At 67.9% G+C, this 24,012-nt stretch carries 20 protein-coding genes and 1 tRNA gene; 11 read left to right on the forward strand and 10 right to left on the reverse strand.

The features are described 5' to 3' along the window. Window positions 1-42: 42 nt before the first annotated feature. The 5 genes from mobA to ACZY0Y_RS07210 all read left to right on the forward strand — a co-directional run bounded on the left by mobA (window position 43) and on the right by ACZY0Y_RS07210 (window position 6,599). The gene (gene mobA, locus ACZY0Y_RS07190; protein WP_463957224.1) at window positions 43-768 is read left to right on the forward strand and encodes a molybdenum cofactor guanylyltransferase; all 726 of its coding nucleotides are present in this window, start codon (window positions 43-45) and stop codon (window positions 766-768) included. Next, complete coding sequence (locus tag ACZY0Y_RS07195; RefSeq protein ID WP_463880865.1) at window positions 752-1,039, forward strand: DUF6457 domain-containing protein; 288 nt, start codon at window positions 752-754, stop codon at window positions 1,037-1,039. Before mobA ends, ACZY0Y_RS07195 begins: the two co-directional genes overlap by 17 nt. After that, a complete protein-coding gene (locus tag ACZY0Y_RS07200; RefSeq protein WP_463957225.1) occupies window positions 1,036-2,523 on the forward strand; it encodes a molybdopterin molybdotransferase MoeA in 1,488 nt (495 codons plus the stop codon). Before ACZY0Y_RS07195 ends, ACZY0Y_RS07200 begins: the two co-directional genes overlap by 4 nt. A gap of 76 nt (window positions 2,524-2,599) precedes the next feature. Beyond that, window positions 2,600-3,472, forward strand: a complete 873-nt coding sequence (gene fdhD / locus ACZY0Y_RS07205) for a formate dehydrogenase accessory sulfurtransferase FdhD (protein WP_463880860.1) — start codon at window positions 2,600-2,602, stop codon at window positions 3,470-3,472. Between the two features lie 103 nt (window positions 3,473-3,575). After that, window positions 3,576-6,599, forward strand: coding sequence for an alpha-mannosidase (locus tag ACZY0Y_RS07210; protein ID WP_463957243.1), 3,024 nt, complete (start codon window positions 3,576-3,578; stop codon window positions 6,597-6,599). Window positions 6,600-6,844: 245 nt separating this feature from the next. On the opposite strand, the gene ACZY0Y_RS07215 is transcribed toward ACZY0Y_RS07210, so the two are convergent. From ACZY0Y_RS07215 to ACZY0Y_RS07225, 3 genes are read right to left on the reverse strand one after another with little or no spacing between them, the layout of a single operon-like run. Continuing rightward, a complete protein-coding gene (locus ACZY0Y_RS07215) occupies window positions 6,845-7,588 on the reverse strand; it encodes a hypothetical protein (RefSeq protein WP_463957226.1) in 744 nt (247 codons plus the stop codon). 38 nt (window positions 7,589-7,626) lie between these two features. Further along, window positions 7,627-8,379 (reverse strand): hypothetical protein, encoded by a 753-nt coding sequence (locus ACZY0Y_RS07220; RefSeq protein WP_463957227.1) that lies wholly within the window; start codon window positions 8,377-8,379, stop codon window positions 7,627-7,629. Next, window positions 8,361-9,107, reverse strand: a complete 747-nt coding sequence (locus ACZY0Y_RS07225) for a hypothetical protein (protein WP_463957228.1) — start codon at window positions 9,105-9,107, stop codon at window positions 8,361-8,363. Before ACZY0Y_RS07225 ends, ACZY0Y_RS07220 begins: the two co-directional genes overlap by 19 nt. A gap of 229 nt (window positions 9,108-9,336) precedes the next feature. Here ACZY0Y_RS07225 and ACZY0Y_RS07230 point away from each other — a divergent pair, with 229 nt between their 5' ends. Both ACZY0Y_RS07230 and ACZY0Y_RS07235 read left to right on the forward strand, forming a co-directional pair. Continuing rightward, on the forward strand, window positions 9,337-11,007 hold the full coding sequence (locus tag ACZY0Y_RS07230) for an ABC-F family ATP-binding cassette domain-containing protein (RefSeq protein WP_463957229.1): 1,671 nt from the start codon (window positions 9,337-9,339) through the stop codon (window positions 11,005-11,007). Further along, window positions 11,004-12,917: an ABC transporter ATP-binding protein gene (locus ACZY0Y_RS07235; RefSeq protein ID WP_463880843.1), complete on the forward strand. Its 1,914-nt coding sequence runs from the start codon at window positions 11,004-11,006 to the stop codon at window positions 12,915-12,917. The genes ACZY0Y_RS07230 and ACZY0Y_RS07235 overlap by 4 nt, the downstream gene beginning before the upstream one ends. 26 nt (window positions 12,918-12,943) lie before the next feature. On the opposite strand, the gene ACZY0Y_RS07240 is transcribed toward ACZY0Y_RS07235, so the two are convergent. The 3 genes from ACZY0Y_RS07240 to ACZY0Y_RS07250 form a co-directional block, all read right to left on the reverse strand. Next, window positions 12,944-13,348 carry an NUDIX hydrolase gene (locus ACZY0Y_RS07240; RefSeq protein ID WP_463881063.1) on the reverse strand — a complete coding sequence of 135 codons (405 nt, stop codon included), beginning with the start codon at window positions 13,346-13,348 and terminating at the stop codon, window positions 12,944-12,946. Beyond that, window positions 13,348-13,842: a DUF6314 family protein gene (locus ACZY0Y_RS07245; protein WP_463957230.1), complete on the reverse strand. Its 495-nt coding sequence runs from the start codon at window positions 13,840-13,842 to the stop codon at window positions 13,348-13,350. The genes ACZY0Y_RS07240 and ACZY0Y_RS07245 overlap by 1 nt, the downstream gene beginning before the upstream one ends. Before the next feature lies 1 nt (window position 13,843). Continuing rightward, window positions 13,844-13,916, reverse strand: a tRNA-Arg gene (locus ACZY0Y_RS07250). An 86-nt stretch (window positions 13,917-14,002) separates the two neighbouring features. Here ACZY0Y_RS07250 and ACZY0Y_RS07255 point away from each other — a divergent pair. Continuing rightward, entirely contained in the window at window positions 14,003-14,776 is a 774-nt protein-coding gene (locus tag ACZY0Y_RS07255; RefSeq protein ID WP_463957231.1) for a DUF998 domain-containing protein, read from the forward strand. Window positions 14,777-14,811: 35 nt separating this feature from the next. Here ACZY0Y_RS07255 and ACZY0Y_RS07260 read toward each other — a convergent pair whose 3' ends face one another. The 4 genes from ACZY0Y_RS07260 to ACZY0Y_RS07275 form a co-directional block, all read right to left on the reverse strand. Further along, entirely contained in the window at window positions 14,812-15,216 is a 405-nt protein-coding gene (locus ACZY0Y_RS07260; RefSeq protein ID WP_463957232.1) for a hypothetical protein, read from the reverse strand. Window positions 15,217-15,225: 9 nt separating this feature from the next. Continuing rightward, window positions 15,226-16,722, reverse strand: coding sequence for a PGAP1-like alpha/beta domain-containing protein (locus ACZY0Y_RS07265; RefSeq protein ID WP_463957233.1), 1,497 nt, complete (start codon window positions 16,720-16,722; stop codon window positions 15,226-15,228). Beyond that, window positions 16,719-17,627 (reverse strand): hypothetical protein, encoded by a 909-nt coding sequence (locus tag ACZY0Y_RS07270; RefSeq protein WP_463957234.1) that lies wholly within the window; start codon window positions 17,625-17,627, stop codon window positions 16,719-16,721. The genes ACZY0Y_RS07265 and ACZY0Y_RS07270 overlap by 4 nt, the downstream gene beginning before the upstream one ends. 129 nt (window positions 17,628-17,756) lie before the next feature. Continuing rightward, a complete protein-coding gene (locus tag ACZY0Y_RS07275) occupies window positions 17,757-19,379 on the reverse strand; it encodes a chitinase (RefSeq protein ID WP_463957235.1) in 1,623 nt (540 codons plus the stop codon). Between the two features lie 203 nt (window positions 19,380-19,582). Between ACZY0Y_RS07275 and ACZY0Y_RS07280 the strand changes: the two genes are divergently transcribed. The 3 genes from ACZY0Y_RS07280 (at window position 19,583) to ACZY0Y_RS07290 (ending at window position 23,899) form a co-directional block, all read left to right on the forward strand. Continuing rightward, entirely contained in the window at window positions 19,583-21,928 is a 2,346-nt protein-coding gene (locus ACZY0Y_RS07280) for a glycosyltransferase family 2 protein (RefSeq protein ID WP_463957236.1), read from the forward strand. 71 nt (window positions 21,929-21,999) lie between these two features. Then, a complete protein-coding gene (locus ACZY0Y_RS07285; protein ID WP_463957237.1) occupies window positions 22,000-22,374 on the forward strand; it encodes a DUF7793 family protein in 375 nt (124 codons plus the stop codon). Continuing rightward, complete coding sequence (locus ACZY0Y_RS07290; protein WP_463957238.1) at window positions 22,364-23,899, forward strand: putative bifunctional diguanylate cyclase/phosphodiesterase; 1,536 nt, start codon at window positions 22,364-22,366, stop codon at window positions 23,897-23,899. The genes ACZY0Y_RS07285 and ACZY0Y_RS07290 overlap by 11 nt, the downstream gene beginning before the upstream one ends. The last annotated feature ends 113 nt before the right edge of the window (window positions 23,900-24,012 follow it).

Genomic DNA, 24,012 nt, shown 5'->3' on the forward strand with positions numbered 1-24,012 from the left:
TAGTGCCTGACCGTCTGGCCCGGACCGCGCTAGGCTGGGCCGGTGGAATTCGATGCTGTCATTCTTTCCGGGGGCCGGTCCGCCCGGCTGGGAGGCGTTCCCAAGTCCGGGCTGATGCACGACGGCGCCACCCTCCTGGAGCGCGCGCTGCAGGCCGCCCGCGGCGCGGCGGCCGTCGCCGTCGTCGGGCCCGACTCGGGGACCCTGCCGGAAGGGGTGCTGAACTGCCGCGAGGATCCGCCCTTTGCCGGCCCTGCAGCTGCCGTTGCCGCCGGGCTGTCCGCCCTGGAACAGCACCGCCGTAGGGACCCCCGGCACCCGGGCGCGGCCCCGTTCACCCTTGTCCTCGGCGTCGATATGCCCCGGGCGGGCGCCGCCGTCCAGGCGCTGCGGGAAGCGGCCGCGGGTGCCCCGCCGGGCGACGGGCTGATGGCGGTCTCTGCTGACGGGCGCCGGCAGCCGCTGGTCGGCCTATATGGCACAGCTGCGCTACAACACTGCGTCGACGAGGCCCGGCAGCGCGGCGCGCTGGAGAATGCCTCCGTATTCGCCCTTCTTGCTACGCTGAAGGTGCGCGAAGTCAGCGTCCCCAGAGGGTCCACGGATGATGTGGATACTTGGGACGATGCCTCCGCATTAGGGGTAAGCGGCCCACCCGAGGGGCAGGGCCGCGACAGCCTTGGCCGCGGCCGCCACCATCCAGGCATCCGGTCCGGGGCTCCCCAGCTGAACTCGACCTTGGAGGCAAACGGTGAAGAGCCAGGATGAAACACTGGAAGACTGGTGCCGTGCCCTGCTTCAGGCCCTGGAACTGGACGGCGTCGAGGTTGACGTGAACGAGGTCCTGGCCCTGGCCGGGGTGGCAGCACACTCGGTGGTGCGCCCGGCCGCTCCTTTGACGACTTTCATTGCCGGTTTCGCGGCCGGCCTGGCCTCCGGCTCCGGCCAGGCCACAGATGCCGTCGCAATGCGGGCCGCGATGGGCGTTGCCCGCAAACTCGCCAACGACTACGCAGCCAACGAAGCCCCCGGAGCATGACACCTGCACCCCCTCACGGCAGCGCAGCTGCCGCACGGGATGAGCCTGCAGGGGGCGCCCCTGCCGAAGGCCCGGCCGAGACAGTTGCCAGCCGCTCCGAGGACGGCCCGGCCGCAACGGCAGGCGAACCGGAACCCGAGGCGCACCGGCACCTCGCGCACACCTGGCCGGAAGCCTGGCAACTCGCCTTCGACTGCGCAACTCCCATCCCCGCCGCACCGGTTGTCCTTCGTGCCGCCTTGGGCCGGACGCTTGCCGCCGACGTGGAAGCGCTTGTGGACATGCCGCATTACGCCTCCTCCGCCATGGACGGCTGGGCCGTCAACGGCAGCGGACCGTGGATCCTCGCGGAGCCCGGCCAGCGGCTGGCCCCGCACCAGGCAAGCCCGATTGTCACTGGCGGGCTGATGCCTCCCGGAGCGAAGGCCGTGCTGCGCAGCGAAAGCGGCAGGATTGCGGCCGACGAGGACGGGCTCCCGGTCCTGCAGCTCGGCGGCGCCGCCAAGCCCGGCGAGCCGCGGAACGGCGAGCACATCCGGAACGCCGCCCAGGAAGCCGCCGCCGGCGAAGTGCTGATCAAGCGCGGCACCGTGCTTAACCCCGCCCATCTGGCCCTCGCCGCACTCGCCGGGCACGACAGCCTCCCGGTCCTGGGCAAAGCCGTGGTCCGGCTGGTGTTCACCGGCTCCGAGGTGGTCACAGCAGGGATCCCGCAGCCGGGGGAGGTACGCGACACGTTCGGCCCCCAGCTCGCGGGGGTCGTGGAAATGCTCGGGGGGAGCTGTGCCGGCGAAACGAAGATTGGCGACAGCTACAAGGAGTGGCTCGCCGCCCTCGAGGACACCGACCCGGGGGCTGCCGACCCGGTGCCGCTTTCTTCTCGTTCTGTCGCTGAGCTGTTGCCCGCCGACGTCGTCATCACCACCGGCGGCACGGGCCGGTCCGGCACCGACCACCTGCGCCGTGCGGTGGCCGAGCTCGGCGGACGCCTGCTGATCGACGGCATCGCCATGCGCCCCGGCCATCCTGCCGTGCTGGCGGAACTGCCGGACGGCAGGTTCATCATCGGGCTGCCGGGCAACCCGCTTGCGGCCATGATGGCACTCTCAACCATCGGGGCGCCGCTACTGGCGGCGCTGGGGCACCGGCCCCTGCCGCCCGTCACCGAGGTCCCCTGCGGCTCCACGATCGACGCGGACCCCGGCCGGACCCGGCTGATGCCGTTCCGGCTCCTGTACGGCATGGCTTCTCCGGCGCAGCACACCGGCCCGGGGATGATGCGCGGGCTGGCCGCAGCCGACGGCGTACTGGTGGTCCCGCCGCATGGAGTGCAGCTGGGCGAACCCGTGCCCGCCTTCACCCTTCCCTGGGGGCCGCCCCTGCCGGATTTGGCGGCGGCGAAAGAAAAAGCCGCCCCCAAACGGTCTGCCCGGAAGCCTGCAGGCACCGGCGGGCCCGTGGACTGGAGTGAACTGCTGGGCTGACGCCCGGCCTTGAACGCGCGCTGGCCACCCGGCCCAGCGCTTGCCATGATGGAGCTATGTTGGTTAGGAGTACCTGATGGGCCGTGTCACGCAGCGCCGCAAGGTGCACAAGTATGTCCTGGACGGATCCCCCCAGGCTCTCGAATTCCCGGTCCGGCACCGGGAGGACGTGCTCGCCGTCGAGGAGCCGCTGGAAATCCGGATCGGCAGCCTGTCCTTCTCCGTCACGATGCGGACCCCGGGGAACGACTTCGACCTCGTCGCCGGCTTCCTCGTCTCCGAAGGCGTCATCTGGAGCCCCGAACAGCTCGTCTCGCTGCGGTTCTGCGCCGGCGAGGACGAAGACGGCGTCCAGACGTTCAACGTTGTGGAAGCCCAGCTGAGGCCCGACGTCGTCCGCCCCGACACCGGTCGGAACGTCTACACCTCCAGCTCGTGCGGCATCTGCGGCACGGACTCGATTGAGGCAGTGCACAAGTCCTCGCATTTCAGCCCAGCCGACGACCCGCTGGTGGTCCCCGTGGCCACCCTCGCTGGGCTTCCGGACCAGCTGCGGGAAGCCCAGGCCGTCTTCGACGTCACCGGCGGTGTGCATGCAGCCGGCCTGTTCCGGACCGCCGCCGACGGCTCCGCCGAGCTGCTGTGCCTGCGCGAGGACGTGGGTCGCCACAATGCCGTGGACAAGGTGGTCGGCTGGGCCCTGCGCGAGGGCCTGCTGCCGCTGCGCGGAACCGTGCTCCAGGTTTCCGGGCGGGCGTCCTTCGAACTGGTGCAGAAGGCTGCCCTGGCCGGCATTCCGGTCCTGGCCGCGGTCAGCGCGCCGTCGAGCCTGGCCGTCGAGCTGGCCGAGTCCAGCGGCCTCACGCTGGCCGGCTTCAGCCGTGGCACCTCGCTGAACGTGTATGCGGGCGCCCACCGCGTGGGCGTGCCCGCACCCGTCGGCGGCTAGCATCCCCTGGACGCCGCTTGGCCTGGGGCTGGCGGCGAAGTAAGTTTTATCCATCGATTGGATGCATTTCAGCGTCATCCACGCCAGCGCGAAGAGGAACACATTGCACGACGACCGCCGTCTCACGGAAGTCCGGCTGGACCGCTTTGTCCGCGAACGCATCGTCCCCGCGGTCTATCCGCGCACCGTGCCGCTCACCCTGAGCAGCTGGGATGTCCCGGATGAGCCCGTCCCGGTCATGGAGGCGCTCCGGCAAAAGTTCACGTCCCAGGAGCACGGAGCGGCCTGGGGGAGGCCGTGGAGCACAAAGTGGTTGCGGCTGCAGGGGCAGGTTCCGGACGGCTGGGGCACGGCGGCGGACACCTCGGTGGAAGTGATCGTCGACCTGGGGTTCAGCAGTGACCTTCCCGGCTTCCAATGCGAGGGAATCGCCTGGCGGCCGGACGGGACCATCGTGAAGGCCATTTCCCCCCGCAACCAGTACATTCCGCTGAAGCTCCTGGGCAGCAGGATGTCCGTCGATTTCTACGTCGAGGCAGCCGCCAACCCCGATCTGTCGCAGGGCTGGACCTTCGCGGCCACCCCCTACGGCGACAAGGCGACCTCGGGCGACGAACCGAAGTACCGTCTCGGCAGGATCGTCATCGCAGAACTCAACCAGGCAGTCTGGGAGCTGCAACAGGACATCTGGACCCTCAGCGGCCTCATGCACGAACTGCCGATGGAGCTGCCCCGCCGTCACGAAATCCTGCGCGCGCTCGAACGCATGCTGGACGTCATGGATCCCGATGACGTGCCGGGTACGGCGGGCGCGGGGCGAGAGGCCCTGGCCGGCGTCCTGGCCCGGCCGGCCTACGCCTCGGCCCACCGCCTGCTCGCCACCGGACATGCGCATATTGACTCCGCCTGGCTCTGGCCCGTCCGCGAAACGATCCGCAAGTGCGCCCGCACCTTCTCCAACGTGGTGGCGCTGATGGACGAGGATCCCGGGTTCGTATTTTCCTGTTCCTCGGCGCAGCAGCTGGCCTGGATCAAGGAGCTGTATCCGGAGCTGTTCGGGCGGATCCGCGAGAAGGTCACCATGGGCCAGTTCGTCCCCGTGGGCGGCATGTGGGTGGAGGCGGACACCAACATGCCCGGCGGCGAGGCCATCGCACGCCAGTTCCTGGAGGGGAAGAGCTTCTTTCTGGCCGAGTTCGGCGTGGAATGTGAGGAAGCGTGGCTTCCCGACACGTTCGGCTATTCGGCGGCCATGCCGCAGATCGTCAAGGCCGCCGGCAGCAAGTGGTTCCTGACCCAGAAGATCTCCTGGAACCAGGTTAACCGGATGCCGCACCACTCCTTCAACTGGGAGGGAATCGACGGCACCCGGCTCTTCACGCATTTTCCGCCGGTGGACAGCTACAGCTCCGAACTCAGCGGCCGGGAGCTCGCCCACGCCGAGCGGAACTACCGCGACCACGGCCGCGGCACCACCTCGCTGGTCCCGTTCGGCTACGGCGACGGCGGCGGCGGCCCCACCCGCGAGATGCTGGCAGCGGCGCGACGCACCGCGGACCTGGAGGGGTCGCCAAAGGTGGAACTCGGATCGTCGGCCAGCTTCTTCGCCCGTGCCCAGGCCGAGTACGAGGCGCTCCCCGTCTGGGTCGGTGAGATGTACCTCGAACTGCACCGCGGCACGTACACAAGCCAGGCCAAGACAAAACTGGGAAACCGGCGCAGCGAACACCTCCTGCGGGAAGCCGAACTCTGGTGCGCCACAGCCGCCGTTCGCGCCGGGTACCCGTACCCGGCGGCCGAGCTGAAGCGGCTCTGGCGCCTGGTCCTGCTGCAACAGTTCCATGACATCCTCCCCGGCAGCTCCATCGCCTGGGTGCACCAGGACGCCGAGCGGAACTACGCCGCCGTCGGCGAGCAGCTCGAGGCGATCATCGCCGACGCCGCCGCGGCGCTGTTGGGCGCCGGGGACACTGACTTCCTGCTCAATGCCGCCCCGCATGGGCGCCATGGCGTCCCGGCGCTGGCCGCGGCCGAGCCGCTCGCTGCCGGGCAGCCGGTGCGGGCCACCGAAGCCGCCGGCGGCTACATCCTGGACAACGGAATCATCCGCGCAGTCATCAACGCCGACGGTCTGCTGGCATCCCTGATCGACTATGCCAGCGGTCGCGATGCGATCGCTACCGGGCAGTTCGGCAACCTGCTCGAGCTGCACCGGGACACCCCCAACGAATGGGACGCCTGGGACATTGACGCCTTTTACCGCCGCAATGTCATCCCGTTGACCGACGCGCGCTCGGTGACGCTGGAGTCCGGCGGCGCGGACGCCGCCGTCGTCGTGGAGCGGCTGGCCGGCTCCTCGCCGGTCACCCAGCGGATATCGCTGGAACCGGGCGCCGGGTCGTTGGCGATTTCGACGGCGGTGGACTGGCAGGAAAGCGAAAAGCTGCTCAAGCTGGGATTCGGACTCGACGTCCGGGCGGACCGCTCAGCGTCGGAGACCCAGTTCGGCCACGTGTTCCGGCCGACGCACCTCAACACGTCCTGGGAAGCCGCGAAATTCGAGATCTGCGCCCACCGCTGGATCCACGTCGCCGAACCCGGCTACGGGGTGGCCGTTTCCAACTCCTCGACGTACGGCCATGACGTCACCCGGAACATCCGAGAGGAGGACGGCGGTACGACCACCACGGTGCGGCTCTCGCTGCTGCGTGCGCCCAGGTTCCCGGACCCCGGTGCGGACCGCGGCCGGCACGAACTGCACGTCACCATCCGGCCCGGCGCCAGCATCGCCGACGCCGTGGAAGAGGGGTACCGCACGAACCTGGCCCCGCGAGTGCTCAAAGGCGCCCACGGGGTCGAACCGCTCGTTACAGTTTCCAACCCGGCCCTCGTGGTGGAGGCCGTGAAGCTCGCGGAGGACGGGTCCGGCGACGTGATTGTGCGCATCTACGAATCGCTGGGTGAGCGGTCCGCGGGGAGTGTGAGGGCCGACTTCGGCGTCCGCAACGTCCAGGCGGTGGATTTGCTGGAGCGGGCGGCGGCTGCGCCGGGCGTGACATTTGAGGGGGCCTCGGCGGAACTGGCGCTGCGGCCCTTCCAGCTGGTGACGTTGAGGTTTGTGCGCTGAGGACCCGGCGTCCGGAAAAGGCCAGGGAGCGGGAGCCGGTCCGGGGGGCCCGGGAATGGGCTGTCAACTGGAAATGGGCCGTTAAACAGGCTGAGTGGGAGCGGTCCAGCCGGACCGCTACCACTCATCCCCCCAATGGCGCTTGGGCGGCTGCCTCGGCTCCGCACGGACTGTTCCCGTTCACGAAGCGAATGCCGCCTTCACACATTCATGATTCTCTCACGATCTAATGATTTTGTGAATGCCTAGCCGGGGTTCCGACTTAATGTTGCCTTAGCGTTACCAGATGGGTTCGCAATCAGCCCGGAGAACCAGAAGACGGCAAGGCCCGCGACGTAGCCCAGGACCGCTGCGTAGTTGACGAAGTGCTGTCCACCAGCCCAGCTGGACGGGGCGAAAGAGGCCGGAAGGCTCATGGCTGCGAAGCTGGCGCCCAGCAGGACCAGCAGGGCGCCGGCCCGGACCAGACGCGGGAGTTGGATCCTGAGGGGCGCCAGCAGGGGAGGGATCAGGATGAGCGAGACGTAAGCGGGGTACGTGCGGCCGGCAGCGGCGTAGAGGGGAGCCAGAGCAGAGTTCCCGTCGCCTCCCGCCGATGCCGCCTCCAGCCCCGCCGGTGTCCCGTACCTATGCACTAGAAAGAACGTCGCCGTCACGGCCAGGCAGCTAAGCCCCAACGCCCAACGGCCGATTCCCCCGGAGGTGAGCTTGTAGCCTCTTGCTGCGCCGAGACCCCTGGTGACGCGAAGCCCGACAAGCAGGACAGTCGCGAAGACGAGAAAGCGCAGGACCAGGCTCGTGGCACCCCCTCCGCCCAGGGCGCCGTCAATCCTCGCGTAGAGTTCGGAGACGGCGAGCAGGCTGCACAGTGTCGCCAGCAGGAGGATTCCGAAAACGGTTCTGTTCCGGCCCCGCAGAGCGTCCGGCACCCTGAGGAGAAGGGCCGCGCAGCACACCGCCAGAGTCACCCACTCCAGGGTTGCCATCATCAGGATTCTCCCAAGTCGCTCCGCAGCTCAGCTCACAGTCAGTATCCGGTCAAGTCAGTCTGCGCCTTGGGCGTCTTCCTGGCCACTATCTTCGACAACCAGATCACGGCCAGTCCGACGACGAGGCACAAAATGGCGGTGTAGCTGAAGACAAAGCGCAGATATGCCAGGGATGCAGGGATCACCGGGGACAGGAGGCTCAGTGTAATGGCTACGGTACCAACCGCGACCAGGCCGGCGCCGAACCGCACCAGGCCAGGCAGCCTGCTGCGGACCGCCCTCACCATGGCAGGAAAGAGGGCAAGCGTAATGAAAGCGGGATAGAGGCGCCCGGCGGCTCCGTAGTACTCCACGAGGGCCGCATTGCGCGCGTCCTTGTCGTAGACCGCGATTAATCCGGCGGATGAACCCGCCGTGTCCATCATCAGGAAGACCACCACAACCGCCACCGACGCGGCCCCCGCAAACGCGATCCCGGGCCGGCCGGTTATCAACCGGAGGGCGTCGTCGGCGCCGAAACCACGGGCGATTCTGAGTCCCAGCGCGAAGACGGTGCCAAAGATGATGAAGCGCAGAAGCAGGTTGGCAAGGTTCATGCCGCCCAGGACCCTGTCCACGGCCAGGTACGGCGCGTCAATGCTCAACAGGATAGCCACGGTCATAAACGCGTAGACGAAGAACAGTGATCTGTTCTCCCCCCGGAGGGCACTCGGAATCCGCGCCGCCGCGACGAGAGCGCAGACCGCCAGGGTGGTCCACTGCAGGATCGCGATCATCCGAGGTTCTCCCATATCTTTTTTGTTTGTTCCTGTTCCTGCTCCTGGCGGCGCAGGGTCCTGCCGAGCGACAGCAAGCGGTCGCCGGCCAAAGCCGTGAGTTCGCCATCGGAGAGGGCGTCCAGGGCGGCCTGCTTTGCCTCCGGAGCCCAGCCGGCATCGGTCTCCGTCAGCAGGCCCGTAGCCACCAGTCCGCCTGTGAATCCTACGCCCGCGGCGCGTGCGGTCGCGACCGCCAGCTCCGGGGAGAGCCTGTTCGCGGTCAGCTGGGCCGAATAGTTCTGCGGCGCGACCCCGGTGGCGGCCGAAACCCGGTGCCGCAATTCGCCGTCGTCAATCGCGTCCACCCAGTTCCGGACCGACGTGGCGTGCGGAGCCGGCCCAAGCGCCGGCGTCAACGAGCTGCCGTCGTCCCCGTAGCCGCCGTACGCCGGGGACGAGCGGGAAATGACCGCGCGCAGCAAGTCCATGGTAGCGATCTGGCTGACCAGTTCGGCCGCGGTCGGCGGCTGCGGCTGACCGGCCAGTCCCGCATAGCTGTCGAACGAGCTGAGGTCTTCCAGCGGGCTGCGTCCCAGCGCACGGCTGATGCTGACCAGGGTGGTTTCCGCGACTTTTCCGCGGACCAGCTGCTGGGCGAGCGTGGTGCGCTTGATCCCGGAGATCCTGCAGATGTCGGCCGTGCTTGCAGTGGGGGCAACGACATGGAGCCAGAGTTGAAACGCCTTGGCGGGTAAGGGCATCTATGGCTTCCTGCGGAGTCGAATGGAAGTGCGGCTTCTGGGGTTCGGCGGAGCGGGGACTGCGTTGATTTTACCGGAGGTGCTGATTCAACTATGCTAAATGCTCGAGCCCGCTGGTCCGTACACCCCCCAAGTCCGGACCAGCGGGTTCTTTTAATGCCCGGCGGCCGCTGGCCGGCCGGACGGCCCTTTGGCTGGCCGTAGTGGGCTGCGGTGAGAGAATGGACTAATGACTGCAACCCTTGTTGCCAAGGACCTCTCCGGTGGACACGACCACCGCACACTCTTCTCCAAACTCTCCCTGACCGTCGCGCCGGGCGACGTCGTCGGCGTCGTAGGCGCCAACGGCGCGGGCAAGTCCACCCTGCTCCGGCTGCTCGCCGGCGTCGACGTGCCGCAGGAAGGAACCGTCAGCCTGGCCCCGGCAGACGCGTTCGTGGGCTGGCTCCCGCAGGAACACGAACGGATCGGCGGCGAAACCGTGGCCGGCTATATCGCCCGGCGCACAGGCTGCGGCCAGGCGACGGCGGAGATGGAATCCACCGCGGAGGCGCTGGGGACCGGCGCCCCTGGCTCCGAGGATGCGTACTCGGTGGCCTTCGACCGCTGGATGGCGTCCGGCGCCGCGGACCTGGAAGACCGGATTCCGCCGGTGCTGGCGGACCTAGGCCTCGACGTGGGCCCCGGCGCTGCGATGACAGGGCTCTCGGGCGGCCAGGCGGCCCGGGTGGCGCTCGCGGCCCTGCTGCTGAGCCGCTTCGACATCGTGCTCCTGGATGAGCCCACCAACGACCTTGACCTCAACGGACTGGCCAAACTCGAGTCCTTCGTGCAGGGCCTCCGCGGCGGCGTCGTGCTGGTCTCCCACGACCGTGAGTTCCTCGCCCGCTGCGTGACCACCGTCGTGGAACTGGACCTGGCGCAGAGCGCCGTCGCGGTCTACGACGGCGGCTACGAGGCCTACCTTGAGGAACGGTCCGTGGCGCGCCGGCATGCCCGCGAACGCTACGAAGAGTTTGCCAACACCAAGGCCGATCTCGTCTCCCGTGCCCGCACCCAGCGCGAGTGGAGTTCCCAGGGTGTCCGGAACGCCATGAAGAAGAATCCGGACAATGACAAGATCCGGCGTGCGGCCAGTACGGAATCCTCGGAGAAGCAGGGCCAGAAGGTCCGCCAGATGGAATCCCGCATTGCCCGGCTCGAAGAGGTCGAAGAACCCCGCAAGGAGTGGCAGCTGCAGTTCAGCATTGGACAGGCGCCCCGTTCCAGCGCCGTCGTGGCGACACTCCGCGACGCCGTCGTCCATCAGGGGGACTTCACCCTCGGGCCGGTGAACCTGCAGCTCAACGCCGGGGAACGGATCGGCATCACCGGCCCCAACGGCGCCGGCAAATCCACCCTGCTCCGCCTGCTGCTGGGCATCCAGCGGCCGGATTCCGGCGACGCCTCCATGGGCGCCTCCGTGGCGGTCGGCGAGATCGACCAGGCCCGCGGGCTGCTGGCCGGCGGGCGGAAACTGGCAGACGCCGTCGAAGCCGTGCTGCCGGACCAGACCCCGGCCGAAGTCCGGACCCTGCTGGCCAAGTTCGGCCTCAAGGCGGACCACACCTCGCGCCCGGTGGATTCCCTGTCGCCGGGGGAACGGACCCGGGCCGCGCTGGCACTGCTGCAGGCCCGCGGCGTGAACCTCCTGGTGCTCGACGAGCCCACCAACCACCTGGACCTCCCCGCGATCGAACAACTCGAAGAAGCCCTGGACAGCTATGAGGGCGCCCTGCTGCTGGTCACGCACGACCGCCGGCTGCTGGAAAACGTCCGCCTCGACGCGCGCTGGAACGTGGACAGCGGCGTCGTCACCGAACTGCTGGGCCACACCGCCGCGAAAGGCACCAACACATGAGCATGGACCGGGTAGCCTGGAGCTCCCTCTACAACATCACGCGCGCCTCGAGCGGCTCCAAGCCGTTCTCGAAGGAGACGCTCAAACGTGTCTTCGGCTTCGCCCGGCCGCACAAGGCGAAACTGATCGCGTTTGTGCTCCTGTCGATCGTGATGGCCGTGCTGGCCGTCGCCACCCCGGTCCTCGCCGGGCAGGTGGTTGACGCGATCATCGCCGGCGCGGCCACCGAGGTTGTGGTCTGGCTGGCCGTGCTGATCGCCATCGTGGCAGTCGCCGAGGCCGGGCTGGGACTCGTCACGCGCTGGCTGTCCTCCACCATCGGCGAGGGCGTGATTGTCGACCTTCGCACCAAGGTCTTCGACCACGTCCAGAAGATGCCGATCGCCTTCTTCACCCGCACGCGCACCGGGGCGCTCGTGAGCCGGCTCAACAATGACGTGATTGGCGCCCAGTCGGCCTTCGCCGGGACCCTGTCCGGCGTGGTCAGCAACGTCGTGGCCCTTGCCCTGACCCTCGTGGTGATGCTGGGCAAGTCCTGGCTCATCACCGTCCTCGCCATGATCCTGCTGCCGATCTTCCTGATCCCCGCCCGCCGGATGGGCTCCAAACTGGCCGACCTGCGCCGCGAAGCCGCCGAGCACAACGCCTCCATGGGCACCCAGATGACCGAGCGGTTCTCGGCCCCCGGCGCCACCCTGGTGAAGCTCTTCGGCCGCCCGGATGAGGAATCCCGGGAATTCGCCGTCCGCGCCGGCCGCGTGCGCGACATCGGCATCCGGACGGCGATGCTGCAGTTCACCTTCGTGACCGCACTGACGCTGGTCTCGGCGCTGGCCCTCGCCCTGGTCTACGGCCTCGGCGGCTTCCTGGCGCTGCAGGGGCAGCTGGCCGCGGGCGACGTCGTGGTGTTGGCACTGCTGCTTACCCGCCTCTACGCGCCGCTCACGGCGCTCTCCAACGCCCGGGTCGAGATCATGAGCGCCCTGGTCAGCTTCGAGCGCGTCTTCGAGATCCTGGACCTCAAGCCGCTCATCCAGCAGAAGCCCGACGCGGTGTCGTCCCCTGCCGGGCCGCTGTCCGTGGAGTTCGACGACGTCCGCTTCTCCTACCCGTCGGCGGACAAGGTCTCGCTCGCCTCACTGGAGGACGTGTCCACCCTCGACACCCGCGGCGGCGAAGAAGTGCTGCACGGCATCAGTTTCCGGGTCGAACCCGGCCAGACGGTCGCGCTGGTGGGCTCCTCGGGCGCCGGCAAGTCCACCATCGCGCAGCTGCTGTCGCGCCTGTACGACGTCGATTCCGGCGCGGTCCGCTTCGGCGGAACCGTGCCGGGCACCGGGGTGGACGTCCGTGACCTCACCTTCGATTCGATGCGGCACACCCTTGGCATGGTGACCCAGGACGGGCACCTGTTCCACGAGAGCATCGCCTCCAACCTGCGCCTGGCCCGCCCGGACGCCAGCGACGAGCTCATGTGGGATGTCCTGCGGCAGGCCCGGCTGGAAGACATGATCCGCTCGCTCCCGGACGGCCTGGATACGGTGGTGGGGGAGCGCGGCTACCGGCTTTCCGGCGGCGAACGCCAGCGCCTCACCATCGCCCGCCTGCTCATCGCACAGCCGCGCGTCGTGATCCTGGACGAGGCCACCGCGGCCCTGGACTCCACCAACGAAGCCGCTGTCCAGGAGGCGCTCGGCGCGGCGCTCGAGGGCCGCACCGCCGTCGTGATTGCGCACCGTCTCTCCACTATCCGGGCCGCCGACGCCATCCTGGTGGTGGAGGACGGCAGGATCGTCGAGCGCGGAACGCACAGCGAGCTGCTGGCCGCCGAGGGCCGGTATGCCGAGCTGTACCGGACCCAGTTCAGCGAAGCCAGCGCCGTCGCGGAAGACGCCGTTCCCGGGCTCTAACCGGACCGGCCTTAGCCGGCCGGACTCTAACCGGCCGGGCCCGCGAGGGCCGGCAGCACGTGGTCGGTGAGCAGCGGAGCGAGGTCGTGCGGCAGTTCCCCGGCCAGGTCCAGCCAGCGGATCTCGGCGATTTCTGCGGCGGGACGGGCCTGCCACACGCCCGGGGCCGTGAAGACCGTGGCCTGGATCTGCGTCGCGGCCTCATTGGCGGCGTCCGCGTACCAGATTCCGAGGAACACGAGCTCGTCGGCAGCGAGGACGATGCCGACCTCTTCGGCCAGTTCCCGCACGGCCGCCTGGGCGGCTGTCTCGCCCGCCTCGGGTTTGCCGCCGGGATGCATGAACTTGTCCGTACCCCGCTTGCGGACGGTGAGGAGCCGTCCTGACACGTCGAAGACACAGACGGCGGAGACGACAATGAGCGGGTTCATCATGCGGGGTCCGCGGTGCGGCGCAGGAACGACGTGAGCAGCTGGTCCTTGGCCGGCCCGGTGACGTCCCACTCGTAGCGGAAGTCGTCCGGTCCGGTCCTGGTGTAGCTCACACGGTAGCTGTCGGGGTCGCACCAGTGCTGGTCGTGGCTGTTCTGCGGGCCGAAGCCCATGCGGTGGAACGGGCGGCCGTCGGGGAAGAGCATGTCCATCGTGTCCGGCGCGCCTGTGGGCCGCAGCAGGTACTCCCGGCTGGCAGGGCCGGTGAACGGTGTGCCGGCTGGTCCGCCAGGGACGGACGACCAGGCAACGGTGCCGTCTTCGCGGAACCGGAGGCCGCCGTCGTCGTCCATTGCTGTGAAGCGGACGACGCCGGTGAAGGTTCCCCGGCTGCCGGTGGACCTGTCCAGCAGGGTCCGGTCCACGCTCCAGCTGCCCAGAAGGTAGGCACGAAGATCGAAGGCCGGAGCGTCGCCCGGGGACTGGGGGTTCAAGTGCCCTCGATTGGAATCGAACCAACGACACCGGCTTTAGGAGAGCCGTGCTCTATCCACTGAGCTACGAGGGCGTGCATCCGTGCCGGCCGGCTGCTGGCCGGCCCGTTCGGACACGGATATAAGCATACAAGGTGAGGCGCCGTACTACGCTCTTGGCATGACCGCCCCAGCTGATTCGCCGTCCCAGGACATCATCTACATCCCTGACCTGCCGTCCACCCGGTTCTACGCCGGCGCCCTGGCACTGCTCAGCGTGCTGCAGTACTTCGTCGCGGAGGCCGCCGTTATCGGTGCGTGGACGGGGCAGCAGCCGTACAGCCGCCGGACGGGGTACATCAGCGACCTGGGTGCCGTGGGCTGCGGGGGTTTCGACGGCCGGGACGTCTGTTCGCCGGCGCACGTACTGATGAACGCCTCGTTTGTGGTCCAGGGCATCGGCATGATGGTCGGCGCACTGCTGCTCAGTGCCGCGCTGTTGTGCACGGCAGCGCGGCACGGGGTGCGGTTCACGCTGCTGCCGGCCACGCGGATTCCGTGGGCGGCTGCCATCGCCGCACGCGCCCTCACCGCCGTCGCCGGCGCCGGAACCGTGCTGGTGGGGCTGGTCCCCGAGGACGCGGGCTCCCGGTGGCACGCTGTCGGCGCCATTATGTACTTCGCCGCAGGGGCCCTGGCGCTGGTGATCCTGGGCTGGCTATGGCTCCGGCAGACGCCGCTGGGCTGGTTCATCGCCGCCTGCGGGCTCGTGTCCCTCGGTGCCCTCATCACGGGCGGTGTGACGGGGATGGACGTGCCCGAACCCGGCACCCTCGAGCGGCTGATGGGATACCCCATCACGATCGGGGCAGCCGCCGTGGGACTGGTGGTCGCCCAACGGGTGGGGGAGCAGCGGGCCGCCGTGAGGCAGGCCCGGGCCGTGACGGCGCGCTGACCCGAGCCGCGCCCCCGGAATGGTCCCGGAAACGCCTATTTGCCGAGGAATGTCCGGTAACTGCTCAAAGACCCGGTCCCGGAATACCCCAGATCGGCGGGCGAGACCGCCGACGCTCCATCGGCAGAAATCACCTGGATTGCCAGGTTCACTTCCGGGTCGCCGGCTGCGGCGGCCACAATCGCCGGGAAGGCATCCCGGAGCACGCCCATCATTGTTTCCCGGTCCGAGGTGTCGGCATGCATGAAGACGTCACCGCTGCGGCCCATGCCGCCGGAGGACTTGTAGCTGGCGTCCACCGCGGCCACGTGAGCCAGCGACTCGACCGCCGCTTTGTACTTGGCAGCATAGTCAGTGTCCGAGGTTCCCGGGTTTGCCCCGCAACCCGACAGGACCATGGCCAGCAGACCCACGGTCAGTGCGGTGAAGATCTTTCGCATGTTTCGACTCTATTCTTTTCGGCCGATGCCGGATGTCGTTGACCGGACCTGGCTGGGTTCAGCCGTGATGAACGCCTGGGTTGACGGCTCATTCCGGTAGGCAGCGAGGGCACCCGACGATTCGTTGGCCTCGACGGATGTGACGTAAGCGTTGTAGTCGTGATTGGCCACAACGTCGCCCATTCCGGAGCCGCGCGGGCTGGGGAGGGTCACGACGGTGGCGCCGTTACTGCTTTCCCAGGGAAACGGGACAGGGCCCCCGGGCTTTGAGTTGCCAAGATCCAGGCGTGGCACGACGTCGAACGGGTGCTGCAACGCGAGTGTCTTCACGTCGCTGGGGATGCGGGTCGAGTCGATCGGGGAGCCGTAGGTCATGACATTGGTGACGTTGAAGCGGCTCCGGAATTCCGGGTCAGCCGCAAGGTTGGCGGCAGTCATCCCGCCCTGTGAGTGCCCCACCAGCATGACCGGCGCGCCACTTGGAATCCCGGCCTGCCGCATCGCCATCCCGACGGCCTGCGAAGCCGTTGACATGTTGCCGGCCGCGGAGGACAAATTCCCCACGGTATCCATGGGGTTGGAGCCCGAGCGAACGTTCCACTCCGAGGTGCCCGGGATGGTCACGATGTACGCCGGCCCGTTGCCCTTGTCCACGGCCGTAATCCGGACTGCCGCGTCGGGCGTCCCGGCCTTGCCGCCGTCGTCGTAGGCCGCCGTGACTCCTCCCATGATCTGTGCGAGGCTGCTGGGCACGGGGGTGCTGCGGTGGCCGTTCTGCGCCGGGTCCGGGCCGACGCCCAGGGTTTGCGGGTCACCGGCCACCGGCGAACCGTCATCGAGGATGTGCGGGTGGATGAACCCGCCGGTGGACAGGGCGACGTTGGCGTTCATCCCGGCGGCCAGCAGCCCCGTTCCGCCTGCGAGCAGTTCAGTGATCGACGGCGGCTCGCCCGTGCTGAGGAAATCCCAGCCCAGGCCGCCCATGTCGCACAGCCCGTCAAACACGTCGCCGCCCGCGTCGCCCAGATTGGATACTGCCCCGGAGGCCTGGTGTGCCAGCCAGCCCAGGCCGTCGCTGACCTTGCCGCCGACGGTGTCGATGATTTCACCGGTTCCGTCCCACAGGTCGCCGGCAGCTTCGCCGGCATCCGCCAGGAAGCTGCCAATGAGGGTGGTCACCGCGTTGCCGCCGCTGGGCTGGCCGCCGCCGGGCTGGCCGCCGCCGGGCTGGCCGGCACCGGTGTGTCCGGAGCTGGCGTCCTGCTGCTGGCGGACATTCTCCCGTACGGCGTCAGAGGCTGCCCGCAACGCGTCCGAGGTGGCCAGCAGCATCCTGCTGTGGGCCTTCCAGTCGCTGCGGAACTGCTCGCCATCGGGCCCCCGCCACGGGGCGGCAGCGATGAACGGTGTCAATTGCCCGCTCAGCTGCGCGAAGCGCTGGCTGGCACGCGTGAGTTCCCTGGCAAAATGCTCACCTTGCTCCGGGTCCATTCCGTGCAGGCTCATGATGCCGGCTCCGCGCTGGTGCGGCGGGCCAGGAAATCGTGGGCGCCGACCGTGTGCCAGACAAGCTGGCGGGCGATGTCGCCACTCGCCGCTTCCACCATCACCAGGCGGCGTGCCCCGGCAGGCCCGGTGGTGCGGACGGAATACAAGCTGTCGGACAGCGCCCAGACTCCGGCCGCGCGGTACGGCAACCCGGTGCCGGCTGCCTGGGACTGCACATCCAGGTAGACCGTGGCTTTCGCCGCGGCCACGGCGGCGGCGACGCCCGGGGGAATATCGTCGGACCCGCCGCGGGCCAGTGCGGTGGCGTCGGCTGCCGAGAGCGTGGTCTTCCCGCCGTCCCGTCCGGGAACCGGACCGGAATCCGCGGAGCCGGTCTCCGGGCCCGCTGCCCCGGCAATTAGTTCCGGGAACGGGGGCATCGACCGGGCCATCACCGGCCACAGGACCGCCTCCGCCAGCAGGGTGACGGTGACGGCGTCGGCGACGCTGGCCGCGGCGACCCTTCCGTCCGCGGCTGTGGCGACCGGGCGGGTAAATTCGACGGCGAGCCCCCGGCCATCGAAGAGGTTCACCCGGCAGTGCGTCGAGGCGCCGCCGGAGCGTGCCACCAGGCTCAGCCGGATCGGCGCAGTTGCGCCCTGGCCCAGCGCCTGCAGCCACTGCGGCCGGATTCTTCCGGTGGAGTCCGTGATCCCGGCGGTGTTCAGCTCGCGGGCCATTCCGGCCAGGGTTAGGTCGTCCACCCCCGCCAGGATGGCGGCCCCCGGTCCGGGAGTGGAGCCCGCCAGGTCCACGCCGGCTTCGAGCCGCAGCGTTTCCGTGGCGCTCTGCACGGCCAGGGCCCAGGCGAGGCTGGACATCCGGTAGGTGGTTGTCCCAGGTATCACTGCAGAATCTGGCATGTCGGAGACCTTCGGTTCGAACCGGTCGAAGGCTCAACCAGCAATGAGAGGCACGCTACAGCAGGGGATAGCCGGGGGGCCATGGGGACAACTTCCCTCCCCACGGCCCCCGGCTGCGCATGCTGGTCTTTACGGCGTCGGCGTCGGCGTCGGCGTCGGCGTCGGGGACGCGGCGGGCGACGCGGACGCCGCCGCCATCAGCTTCAACAGCTCCTCATCGCGCAGCTTCGTCCACGGCGACTCGGGTGCACCCTGCATCGCAGCCTCGGGGCTGTCCGTCTGGTTCCACCACTTTGCTTCGTAAACCCGGCCCTCGAAGAGCACACGATCGCTCTTGCGGTAGACCCTGGCCGGTTCCCATTGCGGCGCGGTGCCGGCGGGGGCGGTCAGCTGCGGGGTCGGCCTGTCACCGGGCAGGACCGGGCCGATGATCCGCCAGGGGGTTGCGGCGCCCTGGAGGACGGGGTTGTCCGGGGCTTCGTTCCGCGTCCACCACTTGGCCTCATAGACGTTGGAGTGCCAGACGATCCGCTCGCCGGTTGTGTAGGCAGCGCCTTCGTTCCAGACCGGATACGGGCTGGTGGAAGGATCATCGGCTGCTGCGGGTGCCCGTGTGGGCTGTACCGATGACTCCGGCGGGGTTGCCGTGTTCCCGGTTGCGCCCGGGGAAGCTGCGACGCCGGCGCCCAGGATGGTGGCAAACGAGGCTGCGCCCTGCTCGACGCCGCTGCAGCCGTCGGACACCTTCTTGACATCGGGGTAGTTCGGGCTGCAGGTCCGGTCACGGTTCAGGGACCACATGGACAGTCTGCCGACGCCCTTGGCGCTCGCGTATCCGCTGAGTTCCTCCGCGTCCTTGAGGGTGAAGATTTCACCGGCAATGTCGTTCTGGCCGATCATCGGCGTCAGCCCGATCTTGCGCCACACGGTCTCGCTGCCCAGCTCGCTGCCGGCAGCCTGGTACAGGCTGGTGAGCTGCCGGTGAGTCGCCTCCGCTGCCGAGGCAGCGTTCTCGAACATCGAACGGTCCGGGAGCCGGCTTCCGCCGTAGTCCATCGTCATGATGTTCACCCCGGCGAGATCGGTCCCCGAGGCGATCGTCCGGCGCACGGCGTCGGTGCCTGCCGTCGTCAAACCGTTGGGGTCTGCCGGCAGGGTCAGCCAGACATTGAGGTCCTTCCCGCTTCCGCGGCGGTCCTTCTGGAGTGCCGCTACCGCTGCCGCGCGGCGGTCCAGGGAGGCGACATCGCTGAGGGCCTCGCCCTCGATGTCCAGATCGATGCTGCTGACGTTGTACCGTTCCACCACGGCGCGGTACGCGGCCTGCAGCTTGCCCGGGTCAGTGCAACCCGTGGCAAGTTCGTTGTTGATCAGGCCGCCGAAGGAGATAGCAACTGTCCCGCCCAGCTGCTGGAGCCGGGCAACCCTCCGGTCCAGGTCCAGGGCAGACCCTGCCTCGTCAAGGGAATAGGCGGCGCCCCAGCTCGGCGTACACGCGTCACCGGCGTCCGACACGATAAAGGACAGCAGTACCTTCTCCGCCGCCTTGGATACCGGGTCCTCGAAGGCATAGCGTGGAGTTGCCGTAACGTCCACATATCCGGAAAAAATGGACGGAATAGCCTGTGCTGCCCTGACGTCCTTGAAGTTGCCCCACGCGGTCACGCCGCCGGCGGTGACCGCCACGACGACACCGGCGAGAACGCCCAGCCGGACGAGCGATAATTTACGGCCTGGGAATCTTTCGGACACAGGGCCCCCTTATGACTTTATTGCGAACCGCCGGGCACACGCCGACCATCGGGATCAGCGCGTCATATTCCGGAGTGTCTGATGTCCGGCAACGGTCTGACCTTGCATTATCCTAAGGGCACTCACTGGAATATTCCGGTGCGCCGGGCGCTGTGTTACATGTGCGCGCGTTCAAACAGCGACTTTGCAGTCTATGGGGACCAATGTCTGATCAGCTAGTCTTGCCGCGCCCTGACGCAGAAAGCGTCTCCACCGAGCAAAAAGACGTGGGTCGCCGCCGTCAGTGGGGGGCTGAAAGGCGCTCCGAGCCGCTTTCGATCGTTCATCCGCGGCCGTCACGCCGGAAGATCATTCTCGGCCGGCTCGGAATTCTTACGACCCTGCTCGCCTGGGTCAGCTACGTCATTTCGACCATTCTGCGGGAGCTGGCCGATAACCCGAATGCCGGGTTCAGGTTCCAATTTGAGACTGTCTCGTACCTGATTGTCGTAACATTCCTGACATTTTCGGCGCTCATGTACTTGATGGCCCGGCAAGGTGCCCTTTATCGATTCCGGGACCATTCCCGGGTTCCGCGCGGAGAATTGGATCGCCACTTCGCCGAATATGCCGAAGGCATTACGGTGCTGGTCCCCTCCTACGCCGAAGAGCCCCAAGTGGTGCGGGCCACGCTTTGGTCCGCCGCCCTGCAGGAATTCCCCGATCTCAAAGTTGTGCTGCTGGTCGACGATCCGCCCAACCCCACGGACCCCGGGGACCTCGCCAAGCTGGAAAAAACCCGGGCGCTGACGGCAGAAATCTCCGCTGCGATGAGCGTTCCCGCGGCCCGGTTCAACACCGCCCTGGCGGACGCCCGTCGCCGGGCCAAGACGGACCCCCGGAACGAACCCGCCGAGCTGGCATCGCTGATCGCCGAGTATGAGGCCGCCGCCGATTGGCTGGAGGCAATGGCAGCCGGCGAGCTGGTGGATGACCACGTCGACGAGTTCTTCGTGGACCTTGTCCTGATGGGTCTGGCCCGCGAACTGCGGCTCGTCCTGGTCGGGCTGAACGCAGCCCTGGCGCAGAAAACCTCGCCGTCGTGGTCCCGGCGCGAAGAGCTGTACCTCCGCCTGACCTGGATCTTCAACGTCTCCACCGAAACGTTCGAGCGGAAGAAGTACGCGAGCCTCTCCCACGAGGCCAACAAGGCGATGAACCTCAATGCCTACATTTCCCTGATGGGACACTCCTGGCGGGAAGAGATGACCGCCGACGGCGTGGTCCTGCGCAAAGTCGAGGGCGATGCGGAGTTTGCAGGCACTGACCGGGTCCTGGAGTTCCCGGACACCACCTACCTCCTGACCCTCGACGCCGACTCGCTCCTTCTGCGCGACTACTGCCTCCGCCTGGTCTACTTCCTGGAATCGGCCGGCAACGAACAGGTCGCCGTGACCCAGACTCCGTACTCCTCTTTCCGCGGTGCGCCCACCCGGATCGAGCGCGTCGCGGGAGCCACCACCGACATCCAGCACATCCTCCACCAGGGAATGACCTACTACGGGGCCACTTTCTGGGTCGGCGCGAATGCCGTCATCCGCAAGCGGGCCCTCGAGGACATTGTTGAAGTGGAGACCAACGGTGCCTTCGAAGTCCGGACGTACATCCAGGACCGCACGGTCATCGAGGACACAGAGTCCAGCATCGACCTTGGCCAGCACGGCTGGACCCTGGTGAACTACCCGGAACGCCTCAGCTACAGCGCCACGCCGCCGGACTTCGGCTCGCTGGTGGTCCAGCGCCGCCGCTGGGCCAACGGCGGACTGCTGATCCTGCCCAAGCTTTGGGCCCAGCTCCTCCAGAGCCGTTCCGACCGCCGCAAGATCCTGTTCCGGGAAGTCCTCCTGCGCGTGAACTACATGGCGTCCATCGCCTGGGCGAGCTTCGGCCTGCTCTTCCTGCTGGCGTACCCTTACGACAGCCGGCTGCTGAGCCCCATCGTGTTCCTCGCCGCCCTGCCCTACTTCCTGGCCATGGGCAGCGATCTGCGGGACTGCGGGCACCGCTTCAGCGACATCCTCCGGATCTACGGCTTCAACCTGGTCCTGCTTCCGGTGAACCTTGCCGGCGTACTCAAGTCGCTGCAGCAGGCCGTCACCGGCGACAAGATTCCGTTTGCCCGCACCCCGAAGGTCAAGAACCGCACCGCGGCCCCGGCCATCTACGTCCTCACCCCCTACGCGATCGTCGCCTTCTCCGTGCTGACCGTTTGGCGCGACGCCCAGTTGGGCAACTGGGGCAACGTGGCATTCGCCTCGCTGAACGCCGTCCTGGCTGCCGGCGCAATCCGGGCCTACATCGGCGTGCGCAACTCTGTGGTGGATGTGTTCCTCGGTATGGTCAACTGGCTGTACGTCACTCCGCGGACCAAGCAAGTGAAGGAGAGCCTCGTGGTTGAGAAGACAGCCGAGGAGGTCGACTGGGAGACCATTCTTTACCATGGCGACCGCCGGCTTAACCGGGACCTCCGCGGGTCAACCGACCGCCGTCGTCGAATTGCTGTCCGGTGAGCGTCGACGCCCTCGCCGGGCCCGATGAGCGGATACCAGACGAGTCTGCGGGAGCTGTTCGCGCGTCAGCGGTGACGCCCGCAGGTGCGCCGATCGGCGTCCGCATGCTCGACGGCGGCATCATCGAGGTCGCGCTTCCCGCCAACGGGGAAATCGCCGGTCCCGAGGCGCGAACGGCCGGGGCCACGGTCCGCGCCCTGGCGAACGGCCGGCGCATGCCGGTGCTGCTGGTCATCACGGGGGTCTTGGGTGTCAGCGTCGAGGCACGGCACGTCTACTCCACATCGATCGCGGCGTCCGCGTTTGCGCTCGTCGGCGAAAGCCCGGTCGACCGGGTGATTGCGCACTACCTGCTGCGGTCGAAGACCGAGTCGATCCCGGCGCGGTTCTTCACGTCCGAGGCTGAGGCCACTGATTGGTTAGGGCAGTACGCGAGTGAAGAATGATCCTCCGGACCCCAGGCTGCACGCCCTCGTCGAAGGTATCGTCCGGATAGCGGGCGGTGACCTGACGACCAGGATTCCCCACTCCGGTGCCAGGGACGACGTCGCCGCGGTCATTGCCGGGATCAACCTGATGGCTGACGACCTGCAGACCATTTACCAGGAACTTGAAGAGCGCGTCGAAAGCCGAACGGCGATGTTGCGGGACGCCCAGGTCGAGCTCGAGCGGATGGCCCTGACGGACCCGCTGACCCAGCTGGCCAACAGGACAGCGCTCAACTCCGTCCTCAGCCACGCACTTGCCGAGACGTCCCGGGGCGAAATGCCGCCGGCGCTGCTGGTCCTGGATCTCGACTCGTTCAAAGGCATCAACGACACGCTGGGACACAGCGCCGGCGACGACGTCCTCCGGGTGATCTCGCGACGGCTCCAGAATGCCGTCCGGGAGACGGACACCGTCGCCCGCCTCGGCGGCGACGAGTTCGCCGTCATGCTTCCGAAGTCGAACCTGGTCCGGGCCCGACGGGTCGCCAACAGGATCCTCAAGGCCCTCGGCGAGAGCCTGGAGATCGGGGACCTGCGGATTACCTGTGGCACCAGCATCGGACTGCGGGTGGCCGAGCCAGGGCAGTCGGTCGATGATCTTGTCATGGAAGCTGACACGGCGATGTACGCGGCCAAGGCCCAGCCGCACAGCAGCATCAAGGTGTTCGAACCGGCGTTGCTCTATGCCCGCCGGCTGCAGAGCGTCATGATCACTGAGATGCGCGAGGCGATCCGCCAGGACCAGCTCACGCTGCATTACCAGCCGGTGGTGGAACTGGCCACCGGCAGGATTGAAGGCGTTGAGGCGCTGGTGCGCTGGAACCACCCGGAACGCGGGCTTCTGATGCCCGATTCGTTCATCCCGCTGGCCGAAGAGACAGGGATGATCGTGGACCTTGGCCACTGGGTCCTGAAGAACGCGGTGCGCCAGCTGCGGCAGTGGCAGCAGGAACAGAACGTGGACGGGAAATTCAACGTCCGTGTCAACATCTCAACCACCGAGCTGCAAAACCTGGATCTGATCGAACATGTCCGCGATATCCTCCGCGAAACGGGAGTGGACGCCGCCAACCTCATCGTGGAGTTGACGGAGTCCATGGCCGTCAACGGCGGGGACGTGGACAAGTACTCCCTGAGCGGGCTGCGGCGACTGGGCGTCCAGCTGGAAATTGACGACTTCGGCACCGGGTACTCGTCCATCAGCTACCTGCGGAAACTGCCGGTCAACGTGGTCAAGATCGACAAGAGCCTGATCGACGGGCTGGGCACCGACGTGGAGCAAAGCAACTTCGTCGAGGCGGTGCTGCATCTCATCCACGCCTGCGGGCTCAAGGCGGTTGCCGAGGGCATCGAGACGGCGGAGCAGGCGGCCGAGCTGATCCGGCTGGGCTGCGCGAGCGGCCAGGGCTACTACTTCGGCAGGCCCGTCCCGGCGTCGGACCTTGAGGCGATGCTTGTGCGTCCGGGGGCTGCGCCGGAATAGCCGGCTCTTCAAGGTTCCCGGGGAAACAGGTTCGTGTTGTAGCAAGCAGAGGACTCGTGGTCCTGCTGGGATGAGTGTTCCTACGCATTCAACCTGAACAGGAACCACGAGCC

It is taken from the genome of Pseudarthrobacter kochi (assembly GCF_055412805.1).